This window comes from Nonomuraea turcica, assembly GCF_030718205.1.
Classification (GTDB): Bacteria; Actinomycetota; Actinomycetes; order Streptosporangiales; family Streptosporangiaceae; genus Nonomuraea.
Map to the genome: position 1 here is coordinate 528,638 of NZ_JAUZQF010000001.1, position 13,845 is coordinate 542,482.

Below are 13,845 nucleotides of genomic sequence, written 5' to 3' on the forward strand. Positions count from 1 at the left end.
CGCCTTATTCGTCGTACCGGGCAAGGGGCCCATGGGGGATGACGCATGAACGAGCTTCTTCCGGTAGCAGGCGCGACAAAGGGCAGCCGCTGCCCCGAAACCATCCTGACCGCAGACAGGGATTCGCTGACGGTCACCGACAACACCTCAGGCCATTCGGTACGTCTGACGCCGGCCCAGCTTTACCAGTACGGCTATGAGCACGGGGACAGCTCTGTGCAGGGTCTGGCCGCGTTGGATTCCGACGGCCTGGTCATGCTCGACCTGCCCGGCGAATGGCACACGCCTCACCTGCGGTCCTTCGCTGCACGGGCCGGAATCCCACTGGTGGACGCCCGTGGCAGGCCCTCGCGGGTGGTGCACAAGGTGCTCGCGAGCCGCGCCCCCGGCTGGGTTCGCTTACACGGCCTCTCCCGCCCCTCATTCACCAAATGGCACAAAACCGCATTCATATGCGCGGGAGCCATCGGCTTGTGCGTCATGGCATATCTGGCCTACGCGGGGCTGTGGGTCGCCTGGCGTGGCATTTCTTGGATCGGCCGGCTGATTATGGACATCGTCGATGCGAAATGGCTGGTCGTGGCCCTCAGCCCGGCATTGATGGTCATTCGCCCCGTCAGAGCGAGAATCCACCGCCGACGCGTCGACAAAGGCTCGATCGTGGGCCCGCCCCATGGCCCGTACCTGGCCGGAAAGGACAGGTGGAGGCTCCAGATCATCCAGCGGAACGTCGTCATCGCCGACTTCCCCATGGGCGTGGACACCAACGAGGCGTTCAGCCTGCTCCTCTACAGTTACGAGGACCTGACGGGCCTGGTCGTCCTGGACAGGATGGATCACGTTCTCCATCACCTCCCCGGCCGCTGGCCCGCGAACGACGTGGACCGCTTTGCCAAGCGCCAGGAACTGCTTCTGGTCGTGGAACGGCTGTCGCGCGAGGAGTATCTCGACTTGGTCAAGCGGGCAAGAACGGCAACCCCGTAACGCCGGTGACGACGGCCGCGACATGCGGGATCAGTTGATGATCGCCAACATCACATCGGAGGCCGACGGCCGCTCCTCGGGCCGTTTGCTCAGACAGCCCCCCACAACCCCGCGTAACGCAGGCGGCAACGGCGATAAGTCCGGATGAACGGTGAGCACCCGGTTGAACACCGCAGGTACGGAGTCCTCCCCGAACGCCGGCCGCCCCGTGGCCGCGAACACGATCGTCACGGCCCAGCTGAACACGTCGGACGCCGGCCCCACCGTCTCCCCGGACAACTGCTCAGGCGACATGTAAGGCGGCGTGCCCACCATTTTCCCTGACGTCATGGTCATCTGATCGAGCGCCCGAGCGATCCCGAAGTCGATCACTCGTGGCCCGTCATGCCCGATCAGCACGTTGCTCGGCTTGAAATCGCGATGAACGATCCCCGCCTTGTGGATAGCCGCCAGCGCCCCCGCTGTGGACAACGCCAGCCGAGTCAGGCTGTCCTCGTCGCGCGGCCCGTGCTTCCTGACGAGCTGCTCCAGCGACGGCCCCTCCACGTATTCGCTGACGATGTACGGGTATTGCCCGGTGATGTTCACGTCCAGCACCCGGGCTGTGGAAAACGTCGCCACCCGCCGGGCCGCTTCCACCTCCCGCGCGAACCTCGCCCGCGCCGTCTCATCGACCAGATCGTGCAGCACCTTCACGGCGACCCGCACCCCGTTGGGCGCCGCGGCCAGATAAACGGCCCCCTGCCCGCCACGTCCGAGTGACTTGAGCACCCGATAGTGCCCGACCCACTCGGGCTCACCCGGCGTCCGCTGGTGGCTGGGCGCGGTGGTCCGCTGGTGCAGATCCACCTGCTGCATGGGCGGCGGGTGCTGGTGCTGTCGGGGCCGTTGGTACGGCCGGTACGGACTGTGCACAGGAGCGCTGAGCCGCGCCCGCACCATCGCCGGCACCAGGATCCCGGAATGGATGACACCGCCGCCCCAGCTGACGATGAGCCCCAGGGACACCAGCAGGCCCAGCGGCTCGGGAATGTCCTCGAATTCGGCGTACGCGAGCGCCGAGATCACGAAGGAGCCGATGCAGACCAGGTAAACAGAGGCGGCAGCGGCCTGGAACGCGCTGCGCAGCCAGAACGCCGCGAACCCGATCGTGAACGGGGTCGCCAGTCCGCACGTGAACAGGGGCAGGCAGGCCCACGCGACCGCGGCCGCCCACGCCCCGCCACTGGGACGGACCTGATGGCTGTGCTGCATGGCCGAGAGACTATCGTCCTGTCGCGGTTCATACCGGGCATGTCATCAGCTTGTGGATAACCTCCCGCCAGCCTGTGGATGACTGTGGAAAAAACTGGGGACAACGCTCTGGCTCATTCACCTGCGGCGCTAAGTGCGACATGATGTTGATATGGGGAGGATGCCGGGAGTCGGACTGGCAAAGGGGTTGTCTATCACCCTTCGCCACATGCTGCGTAGATCGGTGACGCAGCAGTATCCCGAGGTCAAGCCCGACCTCCCGCCCCGCAGCCGCGGCGTCATCGCCCTGGTCGAGGAAAACTGCACCTCCTGCATGCTCTGCGCCCGGGAGTGCCCCGACTGGTGCATCTACATCGATTCCCACAAGGAGACCATCCCGGCTCCCGAGGGCGGCCGCGCCCGCCAGCGCAACGTTCTCGACCGCTTCGCCATCGACTTCTCCCTCTGCATGTACTGCGGCATCTGCATTGAGGTGTGCCCGTTCGACGCGCTCTTCTGGTCGCCGGAGTTCGAGTACGCCGAGGGTGACATCCGCAACCTCGTGCATGAGAAGGACCAGCTGGCGGCTTGGACCCAGACAGTTCCCCCGCCTCCGGCCCACGACCCCGGCGCCGAGCCCCCTAAGGAACTCACCGCCGCCCCCCGCCGCCCGGCCCCGGACCGCTCCCCCCGCCCACCTGCGGATCGCGGCACCGGCCCGTCTGGCGACCGTCCGGCCCGCCAGGGTGCCGACCGCCCCTCACGCCCGGCCTCTGATCGCGGCGCCGGCCCGTCCGTCGACCGTCCGGCCCGCCCGGCCACCGAAGGCGTGTCGGGTCCCACCACCGAAGGCGTGTCGGGCCCGGCCACCCAAGGCGTGTCGGGCCCCGCCACCGAACAGCCCGCTAGCCCGAGTGCCGAACAGCCCACGTCGGCCGAGCCCGCCGGCACCGAGCCCGCCGGCACCGAGCCCGCCGGCACCGAGCCCGCCGGCACCGAGCCCGCCGGCACCGAGCCCGCCGGCACCGAGCCCGCCGGCACCGAGCCCGCCGGCACCGAGCCCACGGACCGTACGCCTGCCCGCGACGCCACGTCCGAACAGACCAGCGCAGGCGCGACAACCACCCCCACAAGGGCGGAAGCGGCCGACGACGCCGCGAGGACAGACCCCACGGCCCACGCGCAAGAGGCGAAACCGACGACGAACGCGCCCGGCGAGGGCCCCGCACCGGCAACAGGCCCCACAGGCAGGCCTCAGCGCGAACGCCGGCCGATGTCGAACGTACGCGGAATCAGGCCACCCGGCGCTCTCCCCGCCCGCTCCGAGGGCGAGGCCGTCACGGACGAGGCCGGAGAGCACGTTACGGACGAGGCTGGAGAGCAGTCCCAGGGACCGGCTTCATCCACAGGCGATGCAACCGCAGAAAAGTTGTCCACAGCCTCGGCCGATCCGCAACCACGGCCCGAGCCGGAGGAGCAGACTTCTGCCGCGAGCCCCCGCAGGCACAAGATGGCCGACCCACGGTCCATCCGCCCGCCCGGACGGCTCGGCCCTGACGAAACAAGGGAGTCCGAGGAGGAGTCGTGACCGAAGCGGTGCCCTCCTACCTGTCACCCACCGGGCAAGAAATAGTGTTCTTGCTGCTGGGTGCGGTAGCGGTTGGATCGGCGCTGCTTGTCGTCACGACCAGGCAACTGGTCCACGCGGCCCTCTGGCTCGTGGTCTGCTTCGGGGCCCTGGCGGGTTGTTACCTGGTGTTGACGGCCGAGTTCGTGGCCTGGGTCCAGGTACTTATCTACGTGGGCGCGGTGGTCGTGCTGCTGTTGTTCGGCATCATGCTCACCCGCGCCCCCATCGGCCGCTCCGCGGACCTCGACAGCGGCAACCGGCTCGTCTCTGCCCTTGTGGCGGTGTCGACGGCCGCGATCCTGGTCACGGTGGTGATCGACGGATTCCGCACGGCGTACACACCGCTGACACCCGGCCCCGGCGCCGCCAAGGAATTGGGCGCAAGCATATTCGCGACCTGGGTGCTGCCCTTCGAGGCCCTGTCCGTGCTGCTGCTCGCCGCGCTGATCGGCGCCATCGTGCTGTCCCGTACGGACATCCCCGGCGGCTCACCACCAGACCAAACAGGCGATTCCGCGGGAAATTCGGGACGCCGTCAGACCGGCGGTAGCTCGGCACCCGATCAAACCGGGGGTCATTAGTGCATATCGTCTACCCGGCAGTCGTCTCCGCGCTCCTCTTCTCCATCGGCGTCTACGGCGTGCTCGCCCGCCGCAACACGATCCTCGTGCTGATGTCGGTCGAGTTGATGCTCAACGCCGTCAACCTCAACCTGGTGGCGTTCGACGTATGGCTCCGTGACCGCCTGCACAGCGGCCAGGTGCTCACCCTCTTCGTCATCGTCATCGCGGCCGCCGAAGTGGGCTTGGGCCTCGCGATCGTCCTCGCCCTCTACCGCAACCGCCGCACGGTCGACATCGACCAGCTCCGCGACCTCGCCGAGCCCGCCGACGACCCTCCGGCCCTCATCTCCACATCCGCCTCTGCGCCCACCGGAGTCGCGTCCGCCTCTTCGCCCACCAGAGCCACCTCCGCCTCTCCACCCACCAGAGCCACAACAGACGGCCTGACGGCACCGGCACGCACTCAGGCGAGCCTCCCGGGGGATAGGCCCGACCCCACGGTCGCTCCCACAGCACAGCCGTCCCACGGCGCCCCTGACTCCGACGGCGACAGCACAGCCGACACGCCGGAGCCCCGGGAGCACCGAGGCACTCAGGGAGAAGCCCAGGACGGCCACGGAAGCGAGCAGCCGGTGAACCGAGGTGGCCGGCGATGACGACCTTCCCCCTGCTGGCCGTCCTCCTGCCCTTCCTGGCCGCCTTCGCGGGCCTGCTGCTTTCACGCTGGCCCCACCAACGCCCAGCCGCCGCCATTCACCCGCCGCGCCCAGCCACCATTCACCCGCCGCCCCACGGCAGCGGAAGCGACACCGCCCCCCAGACCGCGGCAACCGACGGGCAGCGTGCGAATGCCCGCGCGGCTTGGCTGGCCATCCTGCCCACCGCCGCCTCGGCAGTGCTGGCAGCCTGGCTGGCCTGGGACCCGGGCTTCGCGTTCCTGGCGGGCACCACCACGGCACCACAGCCCACAGGCCAGACCTACGGCACGGTGACCACCGGCGCCATCCCGATCTCACTCACCCTCCAGGCCGATCCTCTGTCCAGCCTCCTCGGCGTCCTGGTCACGCTCGTAGCCCTGGCCGTACAGGTCTATTCGGTCGGATACCTCAAAGACGACCCGCGCTACCCCTCCTACAGCGCCTTCATCAGCCTGTTCACCAGCGCGATGCTCCTGGTCGTCTACGCAGGGGACCTCCTGGTCCTCTACGTCGGCTGGGAGATCATGGGCCTCTGCTCCTACCTGCTCATCGGCCACTGGTGGGAGGACCGGGGCAATTCGCGCGCCGCGGTGAAGGCGTTCCTCGTGACCCGCCTCGGTGACGTCGGCTTCCTCTTCGGGATCTTCGTGCTGGGCCAGGCGGCGGGCAGTTTCCGCATCGCCGACGTCCTGGCCAAGGTGCCAGAGATGTCCACGGCCACCACCGTAACCGCCACCATGCTTCTCCTGGCCGGTGTGGCCGGTAAGAGCGCCCAGGTCCCGCTGCACACCTGGCTCCCCGACGCCATGGCGGGCCCGACGCCGATCAGCGCCCTGATCCACGCTGCCACCATGGTCGCCGCCGGGATCTTCATCGTCGCCAGGCTCTTCGACGTGTTCCGCGAAGCCCCGCCCACGATGGACGTGCTGGCCGTCGTGGCGGCACTGGGCATGCTCGGCGCCGCCCTGGCCGCGCTGGCGCAGGATGACCTGAAACGGGTGCTCGCCTACTCCACGGTCAGCCAGCTCGCCTACATGGCCGGCGGCCTGGCCGCGGGCTCCGACACGTCGGCCATCTTCCACCTGCTGACACATGGCGCGTTCAAGGCGCTGCTGTTCCTCTGCGCCGGCGCGGTGATCCACCACGTCGGCTCCAACTTGATGACGCAGATGGGCGGCCAGCGCAGGGAGCTGCCGATCACGTTCGTGACGATGACGATCGGCTTCGCCGCCCTCATGGGCATCCCTCCGGCCAGCGGTTTCTTCAGCAAGGACGCGATCCTGGCAGCCATGGACGACGCCCTGGCCACCGGCACGCTGACGGACGCGGCAGCGCTCCTGCTTTACGGCTGCGGCCTCGCCACCGTGGCCGTCACCGGCGCGTACGCCACCCGAGCCTGGCTCCGCACGTTCTTCGGCGAGGCGAGGGCGGTTGCGTTGCCCGAGCCCGAACCCGGCACGGCCCACGTCGTGGACGTCACGGAAGCCCCGCGGACGATGCTGGTGCCCCTCATCCTCCTCGCCGTCCCCGCGCTCCTGCTCGGCTTCGCCGGCGAACTCCACGTGGATCTGGGCGTGGCCGCCATCAGCGTCGTGCTCGCGCTGCTCGGCGCGGGGGTGGTCTACGCCTTCTGGCGCATCGACCCCATCGCCGACCCCGCACGCCTGCTGGGCCCACTGCGGGCGCCATGTGAGCAGGCGTTCCATGTGGACCAGCTGTACGCCGCGCTGTTTGTCCGCCCGGTCCTGGCCCTGGCCAGGCTCGTCGTCAGGACGGACGACGTGGTCGTGGACGGCGCGGTCCGCGGCTCCGGCAGGTCGGCCCGCGGATTGGCCGGGGTGCTGCGCCTGGCCCAGAACGGCAACGTCCAGCTCTACATCAGCGGCATCCTGGCCGGTGTCCTCCTGATCGCGGTAGGGGCGGTGGTGTTCGCATGACCGGACGGCCCGTGAGCGTTTGGGCGGTGATGTTCGCATGACCGGACGGCCCGTGAGCGCTTGGGCGGTGGTGTCCGCATGATGGGCTGGATCCCGGTTTCGCTGCTGGCCGTGCCGCTGCTGGGCGCACTCGCCCTCGTCCTGGCCCCGCAGGCCCTCCGCCCGGCGCTGCGCACGTACGGACTGATCCTTTCGGGCATCACCCTGGCCCTGGCAGCCCTGCTGGTGGCGATGTTCGACTACGGCCAGGCCTCGCGGCAGCAGTTCGAAGTGGACATCCCTTGGATCCCGGGACTCGGGCTCCGCTTCCACCTCGGCCTCGACGGGATCTCGCTGCCGCTGATCGCGCTGACGGCCCTGCTGACCTTCCTGTGCTTCGTCTATCTCTCCTGGGGCAGCGCCCGAGCCCCCGGCCAGCTGATGGGCACCAGGCCGAGGGCGCTGGTGTTCACGCTGCTCGTGCTCGAAGTCGGCATGATCGGCACGTTCCTCGCCCTCGACCTGCTGCTCTTCTTCGTGTTCTTCGAGATCGTGCTGATCCCGATGTACTTCCTGATCGGCATCTGGGGCGGCGAGGGCCGGCGGGCGGCGTCGATCAAGTTCATCCTCTACACGCTGCTCGGCTCGGTGGTGATGCTGCTCGGCCTGCTGCTCGTCTGGGCCCAGACCGGCACGCTCGACATCGAGGCGCTGAGCGCGGCCCAGGGCAGCGGTATGGCCAGATCGGTGCAGATCCTGGCCTTCGTGGCGATCGGCATCGGCCTGGCGGTCAAGACCCCCATGTGGCCGCTGCACACCTGGCTGCCCGATGCCCACACGGAGGCACCCACCGTGGGCTCGGTGCTGCTGGCCGGGGTGCTGCTGAAGATGGGCACGTACGGCTTCGCCAGGATCGCCATCCCCATCCTCCCCGAGGGGGCGGCGGCGGTGGCGCCGTGGCTGGGCGCCCTGGCGGTGGTCGGCATCGTGTACGGGGCCCTGGCGTGCCTCGCCCAGCGCGACCTCAAACGTATGATCGCCTACTCCTCGGTCGGCCACATGGGCTTCGTCCTGCTCGGCTTCGCCACGCTGACTCCGGTCGGCATCAATGGCGCGCTCTTCGCCAACGTCGCCCACGGTCTGATCACCGGCCTGCTCTTCTTCCTGGCCGGCGCGATCAAGGAGCGCTACCACACCGCCGACATGCCGTCGCTGGGCGGCGGCATGCTGACAACGTTGCCGCGGCTCGGATCGTTGCTGACCTACGCGTCGATCGCCTCGCTCGGGTTGCCGGGGCTGGCCGGGTTCTGGGGCGAAATGCTGGCGCTCTACGGCTCCTATCAGCCGGCGAACGGCCTGCCGCGCGGCCTGTTCCTCACCTACATGGCGATCGGGGGCCTGGGCGCGGTCCTGACGGCCGCGTACTTCCTGGTGATGCTCTCCCGCGTCACCCACGGCCGCCCCCTGCTGATCGCGGACCTCCCACCAGAAGCCGCGGACGACCGCCTGGTCCGCGAAACCCCGGACGAACGCCCCGTCGTCCCCCTCGGCTCGCCGCCGCAACAGATCGCCGTCCTCGCGCCGGCGGCGGCAGCCGACATCAGGACCTACGAACTGCTGGCCTGGACGCCGCTCGTGGCCCTGATCCTCCTGCTCGGCCTCTGGCCAGGTCTCCTGCTCTCCCTCACCACGCCGGCCGTGCAGACCCTGCTGGGAGCCATCTCATGATCCAGCAGATCGACTACTTCGTCATCGCGCCCCCGCTAGTGCTGGCCGTCGTGGCCGGCCTGGTGCTGCTGCTCGACGCCTTCCTCCCCGCCCGCCCGCGTACGAAGACCACGCTGGGCCTGACCACGCTCGCCGGCGTCCTGACCTCCCTGGGCTTCGTCATCGCCCAGACGGCGACCGGCGGCGGCCAGACCTTCTGCGTCCCCCCCAATCTCACCACCGAGGGGACGCTCTGCTCCTTCGTCGCGGACGGCTTCACGCTCGTCTTCGCGGGCCTGGTGCTGGTGGCGGCCGTGGTCGTCGTCCTGATGTCGATGACGGAGCTGGCAAGCGGCGGCATCCCGGTCGGTGAGTGGTATTTCCTCCTGCTCTGCACCCTCGTGGGCGCGGTGAGCCTGCCTGCCTCCCGAGACCTGATCATGCTGGTGGTGGCACTGGAGCTCGTCTCGCTCCCGGTGTTCGCCCTGACCGCGCTGAAGCGTTACGACGGGCGCTCCTCCGAGGCGGCCGTGAAGCTGTTCGTCGTGTCCGTCGTCTCCACGGCGATCATGCTGTTCGGCGTCTCCCTCCTGTACGGCATCGCCGGGACGGTCTACCTGTCCCGCCTGGCCGCCGTCTTCAGCGGCCAGATCCCCGCGCCGGGCGCGGCGCTGCCCGCCGACCAGGGCCTGCCCGCCGTCGTCACGGTCGGTGTCGTCCTCGTCGTGGCCGGGTTCGCGTTCAAGATCGCCGCCGTGCCGTTCCACTCCTGGGCGGCCGACGTCTACCAGGGCGCTCCCATCCCGGTGGCCGCACTGCTGTCGGTCATTTCCAAGGCGACGGGGTTCGCCGGGCTGATCCTCATCCTGGTCGCGGCGTTGTCCGGGCAGGCCGCCACCTGGACCCCGATCATCGCGATCATCTCCGCGCTGACCATGACCGTGGGCAACCTGCTCGCCCTGCGCCAGCGTTCGGCCGTACGCCTGCTGGCCTGGTCCTCGGTGGCCCAGTCCGGCTACATCCTGGCCCCGCTGGCGGTCGGCACGGCGGGCGCGATCGGCGCGTCCACCGCCTACCTCGTCATCTACGCGGCCATGAACCTCGGCGCGTTCGCGGTCGTCATGCTCGTCTCCAGAACAGCCGCCCGCAACGAGCTCGACGACTACCGCGGCCTGGTCTACCGCAATCGGGCGGCGGGCATCGCGCTCGCGTTCTGCCTGGTCTGCCTGGCCGGTCTGCCGCCGGGCCTGGCCGGGCTCTTCGCCAAGGTCTTCGTCTTCCGCGAGATCATCGAGGGCGGCACCGGCTGGCTCGCGCTGGTCATGGCCGTCAACACGGTGATCGGCCTCTACTACTACGCCGTCTGGACGGCACGCCTGTTCACCCCTGCAGAGGCCGCGGCACCCGCCGCGCACCGCCCGTCACCGGCGATCTGGCCCGCGATGGGCCTGGCCGTGGCAGCGGCGATCCTGTTCTCGATCGCACCCCAACTGGTCCTGGACATGACCACACTGTCCATCAGGTGAGAAACGAGAAAGTCGCACTCCGCCCTCAACTGAGCACGCCGGGGAACGAAGAGCCGGGTCATCGTCGTTGGACGTGGTGGACCTCGACCACGAAGGGGGGAACCTTGCATCACAACGGTCTGCGCACAGCCGTGCTACTCGGCAGCCTGTCGGCGCTGATTGTCGCGGCGGGCGCGTGGTTGGGCGGCGGAACCGGTGTGCAGATCGCGCTCGTGCTCGCCCTGGCGAGCAACGGCGCGGCCTACCTCTTCTCCGACCGGATCGCGCTGTCGGCCATGCGCGCCAGGCCGGTCAGCGAGGTCGAGCAGCCCACGCTCTTCCGGATCGTGCGCGAGCTGTCCACCGAGGCCCGGCAGCCCATGCCACGGCTGTACATCTCGCCGACGGCACAGCCGAACGCGTTCGCGACGGGCCGAAGCCCGCGTAAGGCCGCGGTGTGCGTCACGTACGGGCTGACCCAGCTGCTCGATGAGACCGAGCTGCGCGGCGTGATCGGGCACGAGCTGTCGCACGTCTACAACCGGGACATTCTCGTCTCGTCCGTGGCCGGCGCATTGGCTACGATGATCACCTGGCTCAGCTATGTGGCCGTGTTCTTCGGCGGCTCCGACGACGACGAGGGCCCGGGCTTCGTAGGCGCGCTGCTGATGATGGTCCTGGGTCCGGTGGCGGCAGGGATGGTGCAGATGGCGATCTCCCGTACGAGAGAGTTCCAGGCCGACGAGTCGGGCGCCAGGCTCACGGGCGACCCGCTCGCCCTGGCCTCCGCCCTCCGCAAGATCGAGATGGGCGCGCGCCGGCATCCGCTCCCCGAGAACAGCCGCCTCACCTCGGCCTCCCACATGATGATCGCGAACCCATTCAGCGGCTCCGGCTTCGGCCGCCTCTTCTCCACCCACCCGCCTACGTCCGAGCGCGTCGCCCGCCTCGAGCGCATGGCCGGCTACCGCCGCTGATCGACCAGATGGGCCGAACCCCCCGGCTGACCGAAGCCGAGCGCAAACTGTGGAACGCGTTTCCCACAGGTGACTTCGTCGAACTCGGCCCGGTCACCCGCGCCTCCGACAGCCCCGCGGGAGAGAACGCTCCGAAGGACGGCGACACGTGGGGCCCCGAGCGGACGATCCGCGCCAAGGTCATCTCCTCCCTGCTGCTCGGCGCCCGCGAGGCGGGCGCAGGTCAGGTTCCCGCAGTACGGGTGCGCGGTGCGCGCATCACCGGCCAAATCGCCCTCCTGGGCGGCACCATCCAGCACGAATTCGCGCTGAGCGGCTGCCACCTGGACGAATCCATCCAGCTCACCAACGCCACCACCCGCTCGATCCGCCTGACCGACTGCGCGTTCCCGGGCCTCAACGGCGGCGGCATGCGGGTCGCCGGCCACCTCAGCCTCTCCGGCTCCAACATCACCGGGACCGTCCGCGTCGCCCGCACCCAGTTCGAGAGCGGGTTGTGGCTCGCCGGCACCAAGATCGTGGGCGACGACGGCGAATGGGCTCTCTACGCGAACGCCACCATCGTGGACGCGGGCATGCACCTGCGCAACGCCGACCTCACCGGCGGTGTCGGCCTGGTCGGCGCGCGCCTGAACGGCGGACTCTTCCTCGAGAACGCAACACTCCGCAATCCCGGCAAGGACGCCCTCACCGCTGACAACATGGTCGTCGAGGACATCATGCGCTGCACCGACGGATTCCACGCAGACGGCTGCGTACGACTCCGAGGCGCCCGCATCAACGGGACGTTCTCCCTCAACGGCACCGTGAGCAGCCCCGACACCCGTTACGCCCTCCACATGAGCCACATGGAGGTCCGCGAGCTCTACCTCAAGCCCGCCGAACCCGTCGACGGCGTCGTCACTCTCACGCACTCCAAGGTAGGCACCCTGCATGACGACCCCGAAACGTGGCCGGCGAAGCTGCGCCTGAACGGCCTGACGTACGACCGCCTGCGCTCCGGCGTCAAACGGAGGGTCGAATGGGTCACGCGGGACCCCGAGGGCTTCCGCCCGCAGCCGTACGAGCAACTGGCGGCCTGGTACCTCAGCGACGGCAACGACGCGCTCGCCCGCCGTACCCAGCTGGCCAAACTCCGCGCCAGACGCCAGACCCAGGGGTTAGGCGGCCGGCTATGGGGCCGCCTGCTCGACGTCGCGGTCGGATACGGCTACCGCCCCTGGCTGGCAGGCCTATGGTTCACGCTCCTGCTGGCGATCGGCGCGGTCGTCTTCGGCCTCAACCCACCCAGAGCCCTCAAGCCCGCCGAGAGCCCCGATTTCAACTCATTCGCGTACACCTTCGACCTCCTGCTCCCCCTGCCCGCATTCGGGCAACGAGAGCACTTCGACCCGCACGGATGGACGCAGTGGCTGGCGTACGCCCTGATCGTCTCAGGCTGGATCCTGGCAACGGCTCTGATCGCGGGAGCCACGCGAATCCTGCGCCGCCCGCAGTGACCTTCCGCAGCACGGCCACCAGCAGAAGAAGAGAAGCATGGCCGCCCGCGTATCAACCAACCACGTCCGGCCATGCTGTCAGACGTCCGAACCCACCTCCCGCGGGCTCTCCACGACCCCCACGACCGCGTGCCGCCTCGGAGGTGACCACGACCACCGCTATCGGTAGTTGACGAACTGCAACGCGATGTCCAGATCCTTGCCCTTGAGCAGCGAGATGACCTCCTGCAGCTCATCCTTCTTCTTCGAGCTCACCCGAAGCTCCTCGCCCTGAATCTGCGCCTTGACCCCCTTGGGCCCCTCGTCGCGAATCAGCTTGGAGATCTTCTTGGCGTGCTCCTGGTCGATGCCCTCCTTGAGGCTGACCAGCATGCGGTATTCCTTACCGGACAGCTTGGCCTCACCGGCGTCGAGGATCTTCAGCGAGAGCCCTCGCTTGACCACCTTCTCCTTGAACACGTCGAGCGCGGCATCGGCCCGCTCCTCGCTGTTGGCCTTGATCTCGATGTTGTTCTGCCCGGACCAGCTGATGCTCGCCCCGGTGCCCTTGAAGTCGAACCGATGCCCGATCTCCTTGACCGTCTGGTTCAGAGCGTTGTCGACCTCCTGCCGGTCGATCTTGCTAACGATGTCGAAAGACGAATCGGCCAAAACACCCACCCTTTCAGCTGCGAAGCACTACGCGGATCCCGCCTGCACCGGCGTCGCGAACGCACGAATAGCGAACGAACGGACCCAGCGAACGAGCCTAGCCAGCATCGGCCCGCCGCGCAGGACACCGCCCCCCGTACACCGATGATCACCTTTCATGATCCCTTGCCCAGAACCGCACCGCTTGGCCAGGTAGGTGGATGGGGTGCCCGGGCTGGTTCCGGTCGAGCATGACGCCACAATCCGGCAGGGACAAACCGGTGTCACGTACACCTCGGAAGTCCGCTATCCTTCTGTGTGTCGCCGCGAGAGCGGAAGACACGGCAGGTTGCCCGAGTGGCCAAAGGGAGCGGTCTGTAAAACCGTCGGCTCAGCCTACGCAAGTTCGAACCTTGCACCTGCCACCAGCAGTAACAGCAGGTCAGAGGCCCTTCGGGGCCTCTTCTGCGTTTCAGGGGTGTGCAGCCGGATGCCGCTCTGAG

At 68.7% G+C, this 13,845-nt stretch carries 10 protein-coding genes, 1 tRNA gene and 1 pseudogene; 10 read left to right on the forward strand and 2 right to left on the reverse strand.

From position 1 onward, the window contains the following. The first annotated feature begins 45 nt into the window (after nucleotides 1-45). On the forward strand, nucleotides 46-984 hold the full coding sequence (locus Q9G87_RS02625; RefSeq protein ID WP_305914522.1) for a hypothetical protein: 939 nt from the start codon (nucleotides 46-48) through the stop codon (nucleotides 982-984). Between the two features lie 30 nt (nucleotides 985-1,014). Here Q9G87_RS02625 and Q9G87_RS02630 read toward each other — a convergent pair whose 3' ends face one another. Next, the gene (locus Q9G87_RS02630) at nucleotides 1,015-2,238 is read right to left on the reverse strand and encodes a serine/threonine-protein kinase (protein WP_305914523.1); all 1,224 of its coding nucleotides are present in this window, start codon (nucleotides 2,236-2,238) and stop codon (nucleotides 1,015-1,017) included. A gap of 208 nt (nucleotides 2,239-2,446) precedes the next feature. Here Q9G87_RS02630 and Q9G87_RS02635 point away from each other — a divergent pair, with 208 nt between their 5' ends. The 8 genes and pseudogenes from Q9G87_RS02635 (at nucleotide 2,447) to Q9G87_RS02670 (ending at nucleotide 12,712) form a co-directional block, all read left to right on the forward strand. Then, nucleotides 2,447-3,805: a NuoI/complex I 23 kDa subunit family protein gene (locus Q9G87_RS02635; RefSeq protein ID WP_305914524.1), complete on the forward strand. Its 1,359-nt coding sequence runs from the start codon at nucleotides 2,447-2,449 to the stop codon at nucleotides 3,803-3,805. Then, a complete protein-coding gene (locus Q9G87_RS02640) occupies nucleotides 3,802-4,428 on the forward strand; it encodes an NADH-quinone oxidoreductase subunit J family protein (RefSeq protein WP_305914525.1) in 627 nt (208 codons plus the stop codon). Before Q9G87_RS02635 ends, Q9G87_RS02640 begins: the two co-directional genes overlap by 4 nt. After that, nucleotides 4,428-4,742, forward strand: a pseudogene (gene nuoK / locus Q9G87_RS60520) (NADH-quinone oxidoreductase subunit NuoK); the annotation flags it as partial. The gene Q9G87_RS02640 and the pseudogene nuoK, both read left to right, overlap by 1 nt. A 320-nt stretch (nucleotides 4,743-5,062) precedes the next feature. Then, nucleotides 5,063-7,045 (forward strand): NADH-quinone oxidoreductase subunit 5 family protein, encoded by a 1,983-nt coding sequence (locus Q9G87_RS02650; protein ID WP_305914527.1) that lies wholly within the window; start codon nucleotides 5,063-5,065, stop codon nucleotides 7,043-7,045. A gap of 81 nt (nucleotides 7,046-7,126) precedes the next feature. Beyond that, on the forward strand, nucleotides 7,127-8,752 hold the full coding sequence (locus Q9G87_RS02655; RefSeq protein WP_305915120.1) for a complex I subunit 4 family protein: 1,626 nt from the start codon (nucleotides 7,127-7,129) through the stop codon (nucleotides 8,750-8,752). Beyond that, nucleotides 8,749-10,257, forward strand: a complete 1,509-nt coding sequence (locus Q9G87_RS02660; protein WP_305914528.1) for an NADH-quinone oxidoreductase subunit N — start codon at nucleotides 8,749-8,751, stop codon at nucleotides 10,255-10,257. The genes Q9G87_RS02655 and Q9G87_RS02660 overlap by 4 nt, the downstream gene beginning before the upstream one ends. A 104-nt stretch (nucleotides 10,258-10,361) precedes the next feature. Then, entirely contained in the window at nucleotides 10,362-11,213 is an 852-nt protein-coding gene (htpX, locus tag Q9G87_RS02665; protein WP_305914529.1) for a zinc metalloprotease HtpX, read from the forward strand. 8 nt (nucleotides 11,214-11,221) lie between these two features. After that, on the forward strand, nucleotides 11,222-12,712 hold the full coding sequence (locus Q9G87_RS02670) for a hypothetical protein (RefSeq protein WP_305914530.1): 1,491 nt from the start codon (nucleotides 11,222-11,224) through the stop codon (nucleotides 12,710-12,712). Nucleotides 12,713-12,871: 159 nt separating this feature from the next. On the opposite strand, the gene Q9G87_RS02675 is transcribed toward Q9G87_RS02670, so the two are convergent. Beyond that, entirely contained in the window at nucleotides 12,872-13,363 is a 492-nt protein-coding gene (locus Q9G87_RS02675) for a YajQ family cyclic di-GMP-binding protein (protein ID WP_371825718.1), read from the reverse strand. A gap of 322 nt (nucleotides 13,364-13,685) precedes the next feature. Here Q9G87_RS02675 and Q9G87_RS02680 point away from each other — a divergent pair. Continuing rightward, nucleotides 13,686-13,770: transfer RNA gene (locus Q9G87_RS02680), tRNA-Tyr, on the forward strand. The last annotated feature ends 75 nt before the right edge of the window (nucleotides 13,771-13,845 follow it).